Origin of the sequence: Pseudoduganella sp. R-34, assembly GCF_049904655.1 — a bacterium.
Taxonomy (GTDB): domain Bacteria; phylum Pseudomonadota; class Gammaproteobacteria; order Burkholderiales; family Burkholderiaceae_D; genus Rugamonas.
Genome location: NZ_CP184572.1, coordinates 5,879,137 through 5,895,847 on the forward strand (window position 1 = coordinate 5,879,137; position 16,711 = coordinate 5,895,847).

9 protein-coding genes and 2 tRNA genes are annotated in these 16,711 nt (G+C 61.4%); 4 read left to right on the forward strand and 7 right to left on the reverse strand.

Going from position 1 to position 16,711, the window contains the following annotated elements; translation table 11 throughout:
* The first annotated feature begins 72 nt into the window (after nt 1-72).
* The gene (gene mutL, locus ACN9MW_RS27015; RefSeq protein ID WP_426164704.1) at nt 73-2,013 is read left to right on the forward strand and encodes a DNA mismatch repair endonuclease MutL; all 1,941 of its coding nucleotides are present in this window, start codon (nt 73-75) and stop codon (nt 2,011-2,013) included.
* Nucleotides 2,014-2,016: 3 nt separating this feature from the next.
* Entirely contained in the window at nt 2,017-2,970 is a 954-nt protein-coding gene (miaA, locus tag ACN9MW_RS27020; protein WP_426164706.1) for a tRNA (adenosine(37)-N6)-dimethylallyltransferase MiaA, read from the forward strand.
* Between the two features lie 10 nt (nt 2,971-2,980).
* Here miaA and ACN9MW_RS27025 read toward each other — a convergent pair whose 3' ends face one another.
* Genes ACN9MW_RS27025 through ACN9MW_RS27035 form a run of 3 tightly spaced genes read right to left on the reverse strand, consistent with a single transcriptional unit; the run spans nt 2,981 to nt 12,394 of the window.
* Entirely contained in the window at nt 2,981-4,318 is a 1,338-nt protein-coding gene (locus ACN9MW_RS27025) for an HlyD family type I secretion periplasmic adaptor subunit (RefSeq protein ID WP_426164708.1), read from the reverse strand.
* Complete coding sequence (locus ACN9MW_RS27030; protein WP_426164709.1) at nt 4,315-6,024, reverse strand: type I secretion system permease/ATPase; 1,710 nt, start codon at nt 6,022-6,024, stop codon at nt 4,315-4,317. Before ACN9MW_RS27030 ends, ACN9MW_RS27025 begins: the two co-directional genes overlap by 4 nt.
* A 25-nt stretch (nt 6,025-6,049) precedes the next feature.
* Complete coding sequence (locus ACN9MW_RS27035) at nt 6,050-12,394, reverse strand: VCBS domain-containing protein (RefSeq protein ID WP_426164711.1); 6,345 nt, start codon at nt 12,392-12,394, stop codon at nt 6,050-6,052.
* 298 nt (nt 12,395-12,692) lie between these two features.
* On the opposite strand from ACN9MW_RS27035, the gene ACN9MW_RS27040 reads away from it, so the two are divergent.
* Both ACN9MW_RS27040 and ACN9MW_RS27045 read left to right on the forward strand, forming a co-directional pair.
* Nucleotides 12,693-12,769 (forward strand) — tRNA-Met (locus ACN9MW_RS27040).
* Nucleotides 12,770-12,795: 26 nt separating this feature from the next.
* A tRNA-Met gene (locus ACN9MW_RS27045) sits at nt 12,796-12,872 on the forward strand.
* A 136-nt stretch (nt 12,873-13,008) separates the two neighbouring features.
* Here the strand turns inward: ACN9MW_RS27045 and ACN9MW_RS27050 are convergent.
* The 4 genes from ACN9MW_RS27050 to ACN9MW_RS27065 are packed head-to-tail and all read right to left on the reverse strand — an operon-like array spanning nt 13,009 to nt 16,673.
* Nucleotides 13,009-13,332, reverse strand: a complete 324-nt coding sequence (locus ACN9MW_RS27050) for a thioredoxin family protein (protein WP_426172315.1) — start codon at nt 13,330-13,332, stop codon at nt 13,009-13,011.
* Between the two features lie 32 nt (nt 13,333-13,364).
* Entirely contained in the window at nt 13,365-14,942 is a 1,578-nt protein-coding gene (locus tag ACN9MW_RS27055) for an aldehyde dehydrogenase (NADP(+)) (RefSeq protein WP_426164713.1), read from the reverse strand.
* Nucleotides 14,943-14,983: 41 nt separating this feature from the next.
* Nucleotides 14,984-15,802: a ChaN family lipoprotein gene (locus ACN9MW_RS27060; RefSeq protein WP_426164715.1), complete on the reverse strand. Its 819-nt coding sequence runs from the start codon at nt 15,800-15,802 to the stop codon at nt 14,984-14,986.
* 31 nt (nt 15,803-15,833) lie between these two features.
* The gene (locus tag ACN9MW_RS27065; RefSeq protein WP_426164717.1) at nt 15,834-16,673 is read right to left on the reverse strand and encodes an alpha/beta fold hydrolase; all 840 of its coding nucleotides are present in this window, start codon (nt 16,671-16,673) and stop codon (nt 15,834-15,836) included.
* Nucleotides 16,674-16,711 lie beyond the last annotated feature (38 nt).

Genomic DNA, 16,711 nt, shown 5'->3' on the forward strand with positions numbered 1-16,711 from the left:
CCCGGCATGCGACACGCTTAGCGTGTTGCGTGCCGGAGCCTGACACCACCGGCTACCGTTATAATCTTGCCCATGAATGCCCCAACTCCGCCCCGCCCGATCCGGGCCCTCCCCGACCAACTGATTTCCCAGATCGCCGCCGGCGAGGTGGTCGAGCGCCCATCGGCCGTTGTCAAGGAACTCCTGGAAAACGCCCTGGACGCCGGTTCGACCCAGATCACCGTGCGGCTGGAAGAAGGCGGCGTCAAGCGTATTTGCATTACTGATAACGGCCGCGGCATCCCGCCCGACCAGATGCCGCTGGCCCTGGCGCGCCATGCGACCTCGAAAATCGCCTCGCTGGACGACCTGGAAAACGTCGGCACCCTCGGCTTCCGCGGCGAGGCCCTGGCTTCGATCGCCTCGGTAGCCGCAGTCACCCTGACTTCCCGCACTGCCGACGGCGCCCACGCCTGGGAGCTGGAAGGCTCGCACGAAGGCATTGTGGTGCCCTCCTCCGGCGCCCCCGGCACGACGATTGACGTGCGCGACCTGTATTTCAACACCCCGGCGCGCCGCAAGTTCCTGAAATCCGAACAAACCGAATTTGGCCACTGCGCGGAAGTGGTTCGCCGCATCGCCCTGGCACGTCCCGACGTAGCGTTCACCCTTAGCCACAATGGCAAGACGGTCGACCACTGGATGGTCAGCGACATGGCCAGGCGCAGCGCGCAAATCCTGGGAAGCAATTTCGAAGAAGCACGCCTGGCCCTGGACGAAGGCTCGGGCGTACTGCGCATCCACGGCTTTGCCGGCCTGCCGACTGCTTCCAAGGGCCGCGCCGACAGCCAGTACTTCTACGTCAACGGCCGCTTCGTGCGCGACAAGCTGCTGGTACACGCCGTGCGCGCCGCTTACGAGGATGTGCTGCACGGCGACCGCTATCCGTCCTATGTGCTGGCGCTCGACCTCGACCCTGCGCTGGTCGACGTGAACGTACACCCATCCAAGATCGAAGTGCGCTTCCGCGATGGCCGCGCCGTGCACCAATTCGTGTTCCACGCCGTGCAGCGCGCGCTGGCCGCAACTTCGGCCACCTCGCACGGCAGCGTGCCTTCGCCGTTGCCGGCCGCCGACAACCTGCAGGCATCGGGTCCGGTCTGGCGCCCGCAGCAACAGACCAGCTTCGGCTCGATCCTGAATCCCGAATACCGCCCGACGTTCTCGCCATCGCCGTTCGGCGGCCCAGGCACGGGCACGGGCGGCGTGGCCCAGAGCACGGAACGCTACGGCGCCCTGTGGTCGAACGACCCGCGCGACAATTTCGTCCCTGGCGCGACTCCAGCGGACGGCGGCAACGGCTTCCGCGCCACTTCCGAGTACACGCTGCCGCAAGCGGCGCCGATCAGCGCCTCGCCGGCGCAGATGGCAGGCGAAGAATTCCCGCTCGGCTTTGCGCTGGCGCAGCTGCACGGCATCTACATCCTGGCCCAGAACAGCAAAGGCCTGGTGCTGGTCGACATGCACGCTGCGCACGAGCGCATCCTGTACGAACAGTTGAAGAACGCACTGGACGCCCAGATCGATGGCACCGAAATGTCGGTGCAGAACCTGCTGATCCCGGTCACCTTCTACGCCGACGCAGTGGAGGTGGGGACGGTCCAGGAACACGGCGACACGCTGAAGACGCTCGGCTTCGACATCGCCGTGATGTCGCCCACTACGCTGGCAGTGCGCGCCGTACCTGCCTTGCTGAAGAACGCCGACGCGCAGACCCTGGCGCGCGACGTGATCCGCGACGTGCGCGAGTATGGCGGCTCGCGCGTGCTGATCGAGCGCCGCAACGAGCTGCTCGGCACCCTCGCCTGCCACACCGCCGTGCGCGCCAACCGCATCCTGGCCGTGCCGGAAATGAACGCCCTGTTGCGCCACATGGAAGCCACCGAGCGCGCCGACCAGTGCAACCATGGCCGCCCTACGTGGGTGCAGATCGACATCAACGCGCTGGATAAACTCTTCCTGCGCGGACAGTAAGCAATGAACGAGCAGTTGAACAAGCGCCCGCTGGCGGTCGCCATCATGGGGCCGACCGCGTCCGGCAAGACCGCCGCCGCGCTGGCCATCGCGCAGCAGGTGCCGTGCGAAATCATCTCCGTCGATTCCGCGCTGGTGTATCGAGGCATGGACATCGGCACCGCCAAGCCTTCGAAGGAAGAACTGGCCGCCGTGCCGCACCACCTGGTCGACATCATCGACCCGATGGACTCCTATTCGGTGGCCCAGTTCCGTACCGACACCCTGCGCCTGGTAGCAGAGATCAGCGCACGCGGCAAGGTCCCGCTGCTGGTCGGCGGCACCATGCTGTATTACAAAGGCCTGGCCGACGGCCTGGACGACCTGCCAGGCGCCGATGCAGCCCTGCGCGCGCAGTTGGACGAGGAAGCCGCCCGCATCGGCTGGCCAGCGATGCACGCGCGCCTGGCGCAGGTCGATCCCGAAACCGCCGCCCGCCTCAAGCCCGCCGACGCCCAGCGCATCCAGCGCGCCCTGGAAATCCATGCCTTGTCAGGCAAGCCGATGTCCGAACTGCTGGCACAGCGCGAGAAAGAGGAGCTGCCCTTCGACCTAACATCGTTCGCCCTCGAACCGTCCGACCGCGCCTGGCTGCACGAACGCATTGCACGCCGCTTCGACATCATGCTCGCTTCCGGTTTCCTCGATGAAGTGAAAACCCTGCGCGCGCGCGGCGACCTGCATCTGGGCCTGCCGTCGATCCGCTGCGTCGGCTACCGCCAAGCCTGGGAATACCTGGACGGCACCATCGACTACGCGGCAATGCGCGAAACCGGCATCATCGCCACCCGCCAGCTATGCAAGCGCCAGCTGACCTGGCTGCGTGCCATGCCGGACAGGATCGTGGTCGACTGCTGCGCCGCAGACGCTGCGCAGCAACTGCAACAGCTAGTACTCGCAGCGATCAGCAAGGCGTAAGCCGATTCTGCTAGCGCTCACGTACCGCGTGGCGCAACACCTGCGTGACCGGTTCCAGAAGGTACTGCAGCGGCGTACGCTGCTCGCCTTCGATGTAGACCTCGGCCGGCATACCAGCGAGCAATTTAAGGGCGCCAGCCTTGGCCAGAGAAGATGGATCCGCCTCAATCAGCACCGAGTAATATGGCACCTCGGTGGCGCGATCGAGCAGCCGGTCGGCCGAGATATAGATCACTTTACCGTGCACCAGCCCCGTGGTGCGGTACTTGAAGGCCGTGAAGCGGATTTCGGCCGGCTGACTTAGTCCAATCCGGCTGATGTCCTCGGTCCGGATCCGCGCCTCTGTCACCAGGCGCGTGTCGTCCGGCACGATGTCGGCGATCGTCTCGCGCGGCGGAATCACAGTGCCGGGCGCCGAATACTTCAAGCCAATCACTTCGCCGTTGGCAGGCGCCGTGATGACCTGGCGCGCCGAAGCATCGGCTGATTTGCGCTGCTCCTGCTCGATCTCCGACAGCCGCGCCGTTGCCACCTTCAACTGGTCGCTGGCCTGTTGCCGATATTCTCCTTCCAGCGTGCGCACGCGCAGGTCGATGTCCACCGTGCGCTGCTCGGCGCGCGCCAGTTCAGAGCGCCGCTCCTCAAGCTTGACGCCATAATCGGCAATCCCGCCCTCAAGCTGGGTGATGCGGGTGGCCGACACGAAGCCGTCCTTGCGCAGTTTCTTGTTGTTGTCGAGATCGGCCTGCTGGAATTTCATCGACTCGCTGGCCTGCGTGATTTGCGCGCGCAGCGCCCCAATCTCCTCCGACACCTTGTCGCGCTGCGAGTGCAGCAGCCGAACCTGCCCCAGCATCGCCTCGCGCCGCACGGCGAACAGCGCTCGCTCCTTTCCGATCTGCTCCGCCAAGCGTGGATCGCCATTCGCCGCCGCCATCACGTCCGCCGGGAAAACCAGTGCCGGCGCCATCGCCTGTTCGGCATCCAGCCGAGCCAGGCTGGCACGTTCTGCCATGACGCGGTAATCCAGCCGGTTCTTGTCGGCGTCGACCGCTACATCACCCAGCACCAGCAGTGGCTCGCCTTGCCGCACGTGCTGGCCGTCGCGTACCAGCACCTGGCGTACCATACCGCCTTCCGCGTGCTGCACCGGGCGCCGGTTCAGGTCCACCTTGACATATGCCTGCGCCACCACCGCCGAAGACAAAGGGGCGAATGCCATCCAGGCCGCCACTGGAAGCAAGCCACCGATGACCACCGCCAGGCCGCAGCGCATCAAGTGGTGCGCCTCGCCAGCATGCTGCTGGAGGGAAGCGCTCCCTGTTACGGAATATGCCATACCGTTCATGATGCCCTCCCATCCGCCGTCCGCGCCATCGCCACTACCTGCGCGCCTGTCCTGCGCTGGCCAGGCTGCATGGCCTGCATGACTTCCGCCACCGTACCGAAATGCTGTGCGCGTCCGGCCTCCAGCACCAGCATTTTGTCCATATGCTGCACCAAGGTGCTGCGATGCGTGACCACGATGACCGTCACTTTTCCGCGCAGCGCCTTCAGCGCGTCGGCGAGCGCCAGTTCACCGGCGCCATCGAGGTTGGAATTGGGTTCGTCCAGCACCAGCAGCTTTGGATCGCCGTACAAGGCGCGGGCAAGGGCGATGCGTTGCCGCTGGCCCGGCGACAGCACGGCCCCCATGTCGTCGAGCGGCGTGTCGTAGCCTTGCGGCAGCGCAAGAATCAGGGCATGCACGCCGGCAAGCAGTGCCGCCTGCACCACTTTTTCGGAATCGACCGCGCCAAGGCGGGCGATATTGTCGGCCACCGTGCCTGGGAACAGTTCAACGTCCTGCGGAAGGTAGCCCAGCCACGGGCCCAGCTCTTCACGCGGCCACTGGGCCATGTCCACGTCGTCCAGCCGCACTGTTCCGGCATTCGGTTTCCAGAGGCCGGTGAGCAGGCGTGCCAGGGTCGATTTGCCGGCGCCGCTGGCGCCGATGATGGCCAGCGATTCACCCGGCTCCAGGTTAAGGGAAACGCCGGCCAGGATCGCCCGCTCGCTGTGCGCCGGGCGGAACACCAGTCCCTGCGCTTGCAGCCGCCCGGTAGGCACCGGCAGCTTCATGCGTTCCGGCCCGCGCTCGGCTGCATCCAGCAATTCGGACAGCCGCCCGAATCCCAGGCGCGCCTCCGCCAGCACGCGCCAGCTGCCCACCACTTGCTCCACCGGCGACAGAGCGCGCCCCAGCAAGGTTGTGGTGGCGACCAGGATGCCGGAAGTGCCCTCGCCGCTGATGACCAGATAGGCGCCCAGCGCCTGCATCATGACCTGCACCAGCTGCCTGGTCATGCGCGTGACGGCCGCCATCGTGACAGACTTGCGGGCAGTCGGTCCCTGCAATGCGGTAACGCTTGCGTTCAAGTCTTGCCAACGAGCGATCAGTGCATTGCCCATGCCAAGCGACTGCACTACTTCCGCGTTGCGCATCGACGACTCGAGATAGCGGGTGGCCCTGGCAGCTTCCTTCTGCAGTGCTTCGATATCGCGCCGTGTGATGCGGTCATTAACCACTGCCATGGCCAGCATCAGCAACGACGCGCCAGCTGCCGCCATGCCTAGCACCGGATGCGCCAGCCAGATGACGGCCACATAGACCACCGCCCAAGGCGTATCGAACAGTGCCAACAGGCCATGTGCCGAAAAAAGTTTGCGCAGCGTCGCCACATCCCGCAGTCCTTCGGAGGGCACGCGCTCGGTGCGATGTGCCGACTTGGCCAGCACGACTTTTGTCACGACCGGCGACAGTTGCTCAGAAATCATATTGCCCACCACACCCTGCAGGCGGCTGCGCAGATAATCGAGCACCAACATCAAGCCGAAGGCGACCGCCATGCCCAGCAACAATACCAGCAGCGTTTCCTTGCTTTGGCTGGTCAGTACACGGTCAAACACTTGGAGCATGAAGAGCGCAGGGGCCAGCATCAATAAGTTGACCACGAAAGAAAAGCCAGCAATGAAGAACAACGGGCGCCGAAGAAGTTGAAAGAGCGGTTTCATGATGGTCACCTGTTTGCTTGGCGGCTCAAGAACCGACCTTGATATCGTTCTGGTCGAACGTATCGCCTGGATTGTTGAGCGTCAGCGTTGCAAACAGGGTGCGGTTGGCGGCACCTTGTCCATCGGCGTCGAAGTATAGATTGCCCGTCACGCTATCGTAGATCACCCGAACTGATGCATCCACGGTACCCGAAGCGCCGGTACCAGCAAATGAGACAAACTCGGAAGCTGACAAGGTGCTGCCTGCCATTGTCGTGATGCCTGCCAGTGCAGAGCGCGACAATTCGATCATGTCGAAGTTCGCCCCCGTTCCAGAAGCATTGAAGTCGGTAATCAAGTCAACCGCATTGGGCGACGCATCGAAGACAAAAATGTCATTTCCGGCGCCGCCGGTCAGCAGGTCGGCGCCAGCCCCGCCGACGATACGGTCGCTGCCATCCATGCCGTTGATCACATCGTCGCCGCCGCCGCCACGCAACTGATCGTTCAAATTCGAACCGGTCAAGGTGTCCTCCTTGCCCGTGCCGATCACGCCCTCAAACCCCGAGTATTTATCCTTACCAAGACCCGCCGCGCTTGCGTCGAAGAAGGTATTGGCGCCATTGTTCACCAGCTGGAAACTGATGCCCGCAGTACCGTCAGAGAAGTCGAGCAGGTCGCTACCGCCTTTTCCGTCGAGCACATCATCGCCGGCGCTACCGCGGATGACGTCATTGTTGCTGCTGCCATTGATGATGTCGGCCTTGCTGGTGCCGATTACGCCCTCCATGTTCGAGTAGGTATCGTTGCCGAGACCGCCGGCATTGGAAGTGCCCGTCGATGCGCCCAGCGTGAAATTCAAGGCCGTGCCGCCATCGGAGAAGTCCAGCATATCCTCGCTTCCTGCGCCACCATCTAGCTTATCATTGCCGTTCCCTCCACGTAGTACGTCGTTTCCGTCTCCCCCTGATAAATCGTCGTTACCATCGCCGCCGGAAATAAAATCGTTGCCTACGGAACCAATTAATGTATCCGTTGAATTGCTGGCACCGCCAATGATGACGTCTCCAGCGTCACCGCCAGTGAGTGAATCTGGCCCGCTGCCGCCATCGATGTAAGACGCTTGATAGCTCTCCGATGATAGGTTGATCTCGTCGTGACTATTTCCATTACCTGCATCGATCGATCGGAAATTGATTGTTACCGCCCCGGTCGATGTGCGTCCAGCGCCATCGGACACTGTGTATTGGAAGCCGCCAGGTGTCGTGCCGGCTAGACTATCAAAGGTGATCATGCCGGTGTTTGTATTCAGGTTCAAGTGGTCAATTCCAACACCGAGGTCAACGTTGGTGATTGTCAATGCGTGACCATCAATATCGGTGTCATTGCCAAGCAATGCGGCGACTGAAATACTAACTGCAGTGTTAGTCGATACGAATATCGTATCCGCCATTGCGACAGGAGCGTCGTCAGTTCCTGTGATTGTGAACTTCGCCGATTGCGCGACAGTCGCCATGCCATCGAAAACGCCGTAATTGATCACCACATCTTTTGTCTGCCCAACAGCCAGCCCTTGATAGGCGGCATGAGTAGGGTCAAGCGTGAAACTATGCGATGCGGCGATATAACTGACACCAGCCGGCAGCTCGCCCAGCGGCGGCACTACCGAAAGCATTGCACCTTGATCCACATCCGAAGCGTTGGCCAGTGCATCAACCGTCACCAGCCCCCCATCTTCCATCGCCGTGGCGGTCACCTGGGCCGTCACCACCGGCGCATCATTGGTGCCGGTGACCGTGAACTTCACCGATTGCGCAACATTTGCCATGCCATCGGTCACTTCGAAGCTAATCACCACATCCTTCGTCTGGCCTTGCGCGAGACTCTGGTAAGCCGCATTGGTAGGGTCTAGCGTGAAACTGTGCGATCCAGCGATGTAGCTGACACCAGCTGGCAGCTCGGTTGGCAACGAGGTCACTGAGAGCGTCGCTCCTTGGTCCACATCCGACGCGTTGGCCAGCGCATTAACCGTCACCAGTCCCCCATCTTCCATCGCCGCGCCGGTCACCTGGGCCGTCACCACCGGCGCATCATTGGTACCGGTGACCGTGAACTTCACCGATTGCGCAGCATTCGCCATGCCATCGGTCACTTCGAAGTTGACCACCACATCCTTCGTCTGGCCTTGCGCGAGGCTCTGGTAGGCCGCATTGGTGGGATCGAGTGTGAAACTGTGCGATCCCGCGATGTAGCTGACACCAGCTGGCAGCTCGGTTGGCAACGAGGTCACTGAGAGCGTCGCTCCTTGGTCCACATCCGACGCGTTGGCCAGCGCATCAACCGTCACTAGCCCACCATCTTCCATCGCCGTGGCGGTCACCTGGGCCGTCACCACCGGCGCATCATTGGTGCCGGTGACCGTGAACTTCACCGATTGCGCAACATTCGCCATGCCATCGGTCACTTCGAAGCTGATCACCACTTCCTTCGTCTGGCCTTGCGCGAGACTCTGGTAAGCCGCATTGGTGGGATCGAGTGTGAAACTGTGCGATCCAGCGATGTAGCTGACACCAGCCGGCAGCTCGCCCAGCGGTGGCACTACCGAAAGCATTGCACCTTGATCCACATCCGAAGCGTTGGTCAACGCATCAACCGTCACCAGCCCGCCATCTTCCATCGCCGTGCCTGTCACCTGGGCCGTGACTACCGGCGCATCATTGGTGCCGGTGACCGTGAACTTCACCGATTGCGCAACATTCGCCATGCCATCGGTCACTTCGAAGCTGACCACCACATCTTTTGTCTGGCCTTGCGCGAGGCTCTGATATGCCGCGTCGGTGGGGTCGAGTGTGAAACTGTGCGATGCGGCGATATAACTGACACCAGCCGGCAGCTCGCCCAGCGGTGGCACTACCGAAAGCGTGGTCCCTTGGTCCACATCCGACGCGTTGGCCAGCGCATTAACCGTCACCAGTCCCCCATCTTCCATCGCCGTGGCGGTCACCTGGGCCGTCACCACCGGCGCATCATTGGTGCCGGTGACCGTGAACTTCACCGATTGCGCAACATTTGCCATGCCATCGGTCACTTCGAAGCTAATCACCACATCCTTCGTCTGGCCTTGCGCGAGACTCTGGTAAGCCGCATTGGTAGGGTCTAGCGTGAAACTGTGCGATCCAGCGATGTAGCTGACACCAGCTGGCAGCTCGGTTGGCAACGAGGTCACTGAGAGCGTCGCTCCTTGGTCCACATCCGACGCGTTGGCCAGCGCATTAACCGTCACCAGTCCCCCATCTTCCATCGCCGCGCCGGTCACCTGGGCCGTCACCACCGGCGCATCATTGGTACCGGTGACCGTGAACTTCACCGATTGCGCAGCATTCGCCATGCCATCGGTCACTTCGAAGTTGACCACCACATCCTTCGTCTGGCCTTGCGCGAGGCTCTGGTAGGCCGCATTGGTGGGATCGAGTGTGAAACTGTGCGATCCCGCGATGTAGCTGACACCAGCTGGCAGCTCGGTTGGCAACGAGGTCACTGAGAGCGTCGCTCCTTGGTCCACATCCGAAGCGTTGGTCAACGCATCAACCGTCACCAGCCCCCCATCTTCCATCGCCGTGCCAGTCACCTGGGCCGTCACCACCGGCGCATCATTGGTGCCGGTGACCGTGAACTTCACCGATTGCGCAACATTCGCCATGCCATCGGTCACTTCGAAGTTGACCACCACATCCTTTGTCTGGCCTTGGGCCAGACTCTGATATGCCGCGTCGGTGGGGTCGAGTGTGAAACTGTGCGATCCAGCGATGTAGCTGACACCAGCTGGCAGCTCGGTTGGCAACGAGGTCACTGAGAGCGTCGCTCCTTGGTCCACATCCGAAGCGTTGGTCAACGCATCAACCGTCACCAGCCCGCCATCTTCCATCGCCGTGCCAGTCACCTGGGCCGTCACCACCGGCGCATCATTGGTACCGGTGACCGTGAACTTCACCGATTGCGCAACATTCGCCATGCCATCGGTCACTTCGAAGTTGACCACCACATCCTTTGTCTGGCCTTGGGCCAGACTCTGATATGCCGCGTCGGTGGGGTCGAGTGTGAAACTGTGCGATCCAGCGATGTAGCTGACACCAGCTGGCAGCTCGGTTGGCAACGAGGTCACTGAGAGCGTCGCTCCTTGGTCCACATCCGACGCGTTGGCCAGCGCATCAACCGTCACCAGTCCCCCATCTTCCATCGCCGCGCCGGTCACCTGGGCCGTCACCACCGGCGCATCATTGGTACCGGTGACCGTGAACTTCACCGATTGCGCAGCATTCGCCATGCCATCGGTCACTTCGAAGTTGACCACCACATCCTTCGTCTGGCCTTGCGCGAGGCTCTGGTAGGCCGCATTGGTGGGATCGAGTGTGAAACTGTGCGATCCCGCGATGTAGCTGACACCAGCTGGCAGCTCGGTTGGCAACGAGGTCACTGAGAGCGTCGCTCCTTGGTCCACATCCGACGCGTTGGCCAGCGCATCAACCGTCACCAGCCCACCATCTTCCATCGCCGTGGCGGTCACCTGGGCCGTCACCACCGGCGCATCATTGGTACCGGTGATCGTGAACTTCACCGATTGCGCAACATTCGCCATGCCATCGGTCACTTCGAAGTTGACCACCACATCCTTTGTCTGGCCTTGGGCCAGACTCTGATATGCCGCGTCGGTGGGGTCGAGTGTGAAACTGTGCGATCCAGCGATGTAGCTGACACCAGCTGGCAGCTCGGTTGGCAACGAGGTCACTGAGAGCGTCGCTCCTTGGTCCACATCCGACGCGTTGGCCAGCGCATCAACCGTCACTAGCCCACCATCTTCCATCGCCGTGCCTGTCACCTGGGCCGTGACCACCGGGGCGTCATTCGTGCCTGTAACGATGAATTTCACCGACTCTGCGACAGTCGCCAAACCATCGGATACGCCGAAGCTGACCACCACCTCCTTTGTTTGGCCTGCAGCCAGGCTCTGATAGGCAACATGGCTGGTATCCAGCGTGAACTCGTGTTTTTCAGAGTTATAGCTGACACCTGGAGGCAGCGTATTCGGCACGGACACTATGGTCAGTGTCGTTCCATCATCTACATCCGACGAGTCGGCTAAAGCGTAAAGCGTCACTTTAGCCCCGTCTTCAGCCGCCGCACCGGTCACCGTACCAGTAACCACCGGCGCATCATTAGTGCCGGTGATCGTGATGGTTGCTCTCTGCGCGACCACCGCCCCGTGGGCATCCATGATGTTGTAGCTAACCGCGATTGTGGAATGTGCGCCAGCCGCAATATGGTTGAAGGCGGTGCCCGCCGCATCCACGCTCAGCTGGCCGTCAAGCAAACTCAATCCTGGCGGTAAGCCACTGGAGATTTGCCCATCATCGATGCAGTAGCGGACGCCGACAACCTTTAGCGTAGCTGTTTCGCCGCGATCTGCGTCACTCGCCCCAGCCAGCAGATTCACCGCGTAGCGCTCATTGCCTTCTGCAGCTTCCGATGCCAATGCCGCGCTAACGACTGGCGCATCGTTATTCCCCGTGATGGTGATTTTAATGAGTTGCGAAGTACCATCTGCACTACTCACGGTAAAGCTGTCAGTAATGCTGTCCCCAACTGCCAGCGACTGTACTTGTGTGTTGGCGTTGTTCAGCGAATAGCTCCACTTGCCATGCGCGTCGACGCTGTAATTGCCGTAGCTTGCTGTGCCGTATGCCACAGCTTGAAAGCTATCGTCGACGCCATCCAGGTCATCCGCGTGGAGAACGCCGGTGGCATTCGGAGTTCCAATATTTGCGTTGCTGACGCCTCCCGCCTCGATAACGGTTCCTTCCACGTTGCCGCTGATCAGGGACGCGCGATAATCGACGGGAGCATAATCTCCTTTAGCAGATTGAACCTCTACCACTAACTTCTCCATCATCTGCACAGTAAGCGTAGACGATCCAAAGTGGAAGATGAAATCGCTGGCCGCCCCATTCGACACTTCGCCCTGCGCGTTAATTTTCACAGTGGCGAGAAATTGAATGTAGTTTTCAAGCTCCTTGCGCACATCACAGTCGCACCACTGAGCTTGGCTCAGTTGAAGTTTTACGATGTCCACGCCAGCGCCGCCCGTATACACGTCCCTGGATCCACTCGCCATGTTCTCCACGACGTTGTATATCAACGTATCGTTCCCAACCCCGCCATTGACCTGGTCGCTACCGCTGCCGCCATCAAGAGTGTCGTTGCCAGCGCCACCGTTCAGGGAGTCGTTTCCCGTACCGCCATCGACGCAGTCGTCACCATTACCGCTATTGATGGTGTCATTCCCACAGGTCCCTTCGAGAACATCGTTTCCATTAGTTCCGGTGATGGTGGCCATAACTCTCTCCTGAATACTCCGGCGTGCCGGCAGCAATGACTATTTGTAAATATTATTACTTTTAATTCACAAAAATATCTGGAAAGGCACTCCTATTTCCTTTCCACAATTAGTATCAACATTTAACCAATGTCATCACGCTGGCGCATGAGTACGCTGTCCTCTTTCGGTTAGGACGGAAGCACCATTTGAAGGGAGCGGAAACAGGTCTTTTGTCACGTTTCCTGGGGGAACGACACCTGGCGATGAAATCAATCCTTGACAGATTGATGCCAGGCACCGATAATGTTGGCCTTGCGGTGATATAGCTCAGTTGGTTAGAGCATAGCATTCATAATGCTAGGGTCGGTGGTTCAAGTCCACCTATCACCACCAAATTAAGCTACAATGTACGACCGCGCGGTGATATAGCTCAGTTGGTTAGAGCATAGCATTCATAATGCTAGGGTCGGTGGTTCAAGTCCACCTATCACCACCAGAGATTTATCAGAAAAGCCTGAGCCGGAAACGGTTCAGGCTTTTTTGTTGTTCCGGCCCAGGTCAGAGGACGGTAAACCAGTTCGGGGTAGACAGCAGATGGAGTATCGCTGGATCCTGCGATAGTACTCGCAGGCTTAGCTGCCGGAGATCTGGTCAAAGCCCTCGCGCAACTCGTCGGCGTCTTCGGGACGCACGACGCGGGCGACTTCCTTGCCATCTTTCAGGAAGATGACCGTCGGCCACAATTTGACGCGGAAGGCGCGACCCAGCACTCGGCCGGGACCGTCTTCCACTTTGAAGTGCGGGATGTTGGCATACTCGCGATATGCCTCGGCGATGGCCGGCTGGGCGCTGCGGCAATAGCCGCACCAGTTGGTGCCGAATTCCAGCACCGCCGGCCCGGTGAGCGCATCAATGTCAGCCCGGCTGGGCTGTTCTGTCTTGTACACAGTTTCCATCATGCGACCCACCTTACCATGATCGCGCGGGCTTATGCGCCCGGCTGGATCTTGCCGTCGACCACGCGCGGTACGTTTTGCGGGTTGTCGTTGGCCAGGGTCGATGGCAGCGCCCATTCCGGCGCATCCTGGTAGCACACAGGACGCAGGAAGCGGTCGATGGCGGTGGCGCCAACCGACGTGCTGCGCGGATCGGATGTCGACGGGAACGGGCCGCCGTGCACCATGGCGTGCGCCACTTCGACACCGGTCGGGAAGCCATTGAACAGGATGCGGCCGGCCTTGCGCTCCAGGGTTGGCAGCAGGCCGGCGGCGATCTCGCGGTCGTCGGCAGTAGCGTGCACGGTGGAGGTCAACTGGCCTTCCACGTGCTCGGCGATGCGGCGCATATCGGCGGCATCGCGGCAGCGCACCAGCACCGAGCTCGGACCGAAGTTCTCATCTTCCAGCGCCGGCGTAGACAGGAAGGTGTCGACGTCGGTGCTGTACAGGTGCGGTTGCGCCGCGCAAGCGGTGCTGCCCGCGCCGCCTTGCGCCAGCAGTTCCACCTTGTCCAGCGCGGACAGTTTGCCCACGCCAGCTTCGTACGACTTATGAATGCCAGGGGTCAGCATGGTGGTCGATGGCTTGGCTTGCACCGCAGCCGCTGCCGCGGCAGCAAATTCGTTCAACTCGGGGCCTTCCAGCGCGATCAGCAGGCCAGGATTGGTGCAGAACTGGCCGGAGCCCATGGTCAGCGAATCGGCAAAACCTTGCGCAATGCGCGCGGCGCCGGCTTTCAATGCGCCCGGCAGCAGGAACACCGGGTTGATCGATGCCATTTCTGCGTACACGGGAATCGGCTCCTTGCGGGCCTGGGCGATGCGCACCAGCGCCAGGCCGCCGCCGCGCGAACCGGTGAAGCCGACGGCCTTGATGGCTGGATGCGCCACCAGATCGCCGCCGATCTGGACGTCGCCAATCACCAGCGAGAAGACGCCTTCATGCAGGCAGCAGTCGGCCACGGCTTTCTGGATCGCCTTGCCCACCAGCTCGGACGTGCCCAGGTGCGCAGGGTGCGCCTTCACGACCACCGGGCAACCGGCAGCCAGTGCCGATGCGGTATCGCCGCCGGCGACCGAGAACGCCAGCGGGAAGTTGGAGGCGCCAAACACGGCGACCGGGCCGACGCCGATCTTGCGCATGCGCAGGTCGGAGCGCGGCGGCACGCGCTCAGGCAGCGCGGAGTCCAGCGTCGCGCCCAGGAACAGGCCATCGCGCACCACTTTGGCGAACAGGCGCAGCTGGTTGACGGTGCGGCCGCGTTCACCTTCCAGGCGGGCTTGCGGCAGGCCGGATTCCTGCATTGCGCGCTCGATCAGTTGCGGGCCAATGTCGAGGATGTTCTGCGCCACCTGCTCCAGGAACTGCGCGCGCTTTTCCAGCGTGGTTTCGCGGTAGGAGTCGAAAGCTTGTGCCGCCAGGTCGCAGGCGCGCTGCAGGTCGGCCGGTGTGGCCATGCCAAATGCTGGCTCGATCTCGATATTGCGGGCCGGGTCGGTGGCCTTCATCTGGCCTGCGCTGCCTTTGACGGCGGCTTGTCCGATCAACATTTCACCTGCGATCTGCATTCTTTGCTCCTTGATGTATTGGGGTCGGCAGGGCCGGAAGTTTACTTGAATTTAGCGCAGGGGTCTGTGCGCTTTTGCGCTGCAACCTTGCGGATTTCGTCATAGCTGCCCTGCAGGCCATCGGGTTCGATGAAGCCTATGGTGCGGACGGTCAGCCTGGGTTCAATAGCATTCAGCCAACGTGGAACGCCAATGTCCTTGCGCACATGGCCGTTGCCTGCAATGAGGACGACGTCGCGCGGCTGCTGCTGGCGAATCAGCTTGGCCATCCAGATATCGCGCGCCACTTGCGCATTGACCATGCCGGGCAACATCATGTCCGACGCCATGTTGCAGTGGCCCTCCTGGATCGCCTTCTCCTGGCCGCGGCGCACGTCCGATGGCAGCGGCTCTTTCAGCTTGTAGGCTGCGACGGTGGCGGCATCAAAGCTGGAGGCAACGCCGTCGCGCACGACTTTCGATGCATCGGTGCGCGACAGGTTGACGGCGATCAGCGGCAGGTGGTTGCTCAGTGCGAGCTGGATGATGGGGTGGTAAAGCTGCCAGTCCCACCCTTTCTTGTTCATGACGCTAATCACGCACGAAGCGTCCAGGCAGCCCTTTTGCGCTTCGTCCAGCAAGCCTTGCGATTCGCGGTCGAACTGCTCCATTGCGATCGCGGGCCGCCAGCCGGCTTCCACACGCTGGCGCAAGTCTTCGAAGCGAAGCTTGTGACCCTCTTTGTTGTCGTGCACCTCGCCCAGCAAGAGCACTTGCGGGTTGGAGGCAGTCGTAGGCGCCGTGTAGGCGACGGTTTGCTTGCTGCTGCAGCCGGCCAGCGCCAGGCCGGCCAGCAACAGTGCGATCGTGTATGGCTTCATCGATGCGTGTTCGGGCTATCTTCGAAAGCGTCTAGTCTAACAGGGCATGGATGGCTTTGCCGATCACCTCGACGTGGGTCTCCAGCGCGAAATGGCCGGTATCCAGCAATTGCACGATCGCGTTCGGGTTATCGCGGCGATAAGCCTCGGCGCCCGGCGGCGTAAAGAACGGATCGTATTTGCCCCAGATCGCCAGTGTCGGCACCTGCGCTTTGCGGAAGAACGCCTGGAATACGGGGTACAGCTCGAGGTTTTTGCGATAGTCGTAGAACAGTTCGAGCTGGATATCGATATTCCCCGGGCGCGCCATCAGGGCCGAGTCCAGGGTATAGGACTCGGGAGCCACGCTGGCGGGATCGGCGACACCGTGCGTGTACTGCCATTTGGTGGCTTCGGGCGTCAGGAAGCCGCGCATCACGTTCGTATTCTCTTCGTTCGGGTCGGCCCAGTGTTTGCGCATCGGAGTCCAGCCATCGCTCAAGCCTTCCAGGTAGGCGTTGCCGTTCTGCGAAACCAGGGCCGTAATGCGTTCCGGTTTGGCTGCAGCCAGGCGCAGGCCGACCGGGGCGCCGTAGTCGAATACATACAGCGCGAATTTTTCGAGCTTGATGGCTTGCAGGAAGGCCTCCATGGTGTTGGCCAGGTTGTCGAACGTGTATGTGTACTTGCGTTCAGGCGGCACCTCGGTAAAACCGAAGCCCGGCAGGTCGGGGGCGATGACGCGATACCTGGTCGCCAGCAGCGGAATCAGGTTGCGGAACATGTGGGAACTGGTGGGAAAACCGTGCATCAGGAGGATCGCCGGCGCGTCCGGAGCACCTGCTTCGCGGTAGAAGATGTTGATGCCGTCGGCCTGGATGGTGCGGTTCATAATTAACCTCTTAAAATTAGTTTCGATGGTTACAAGAA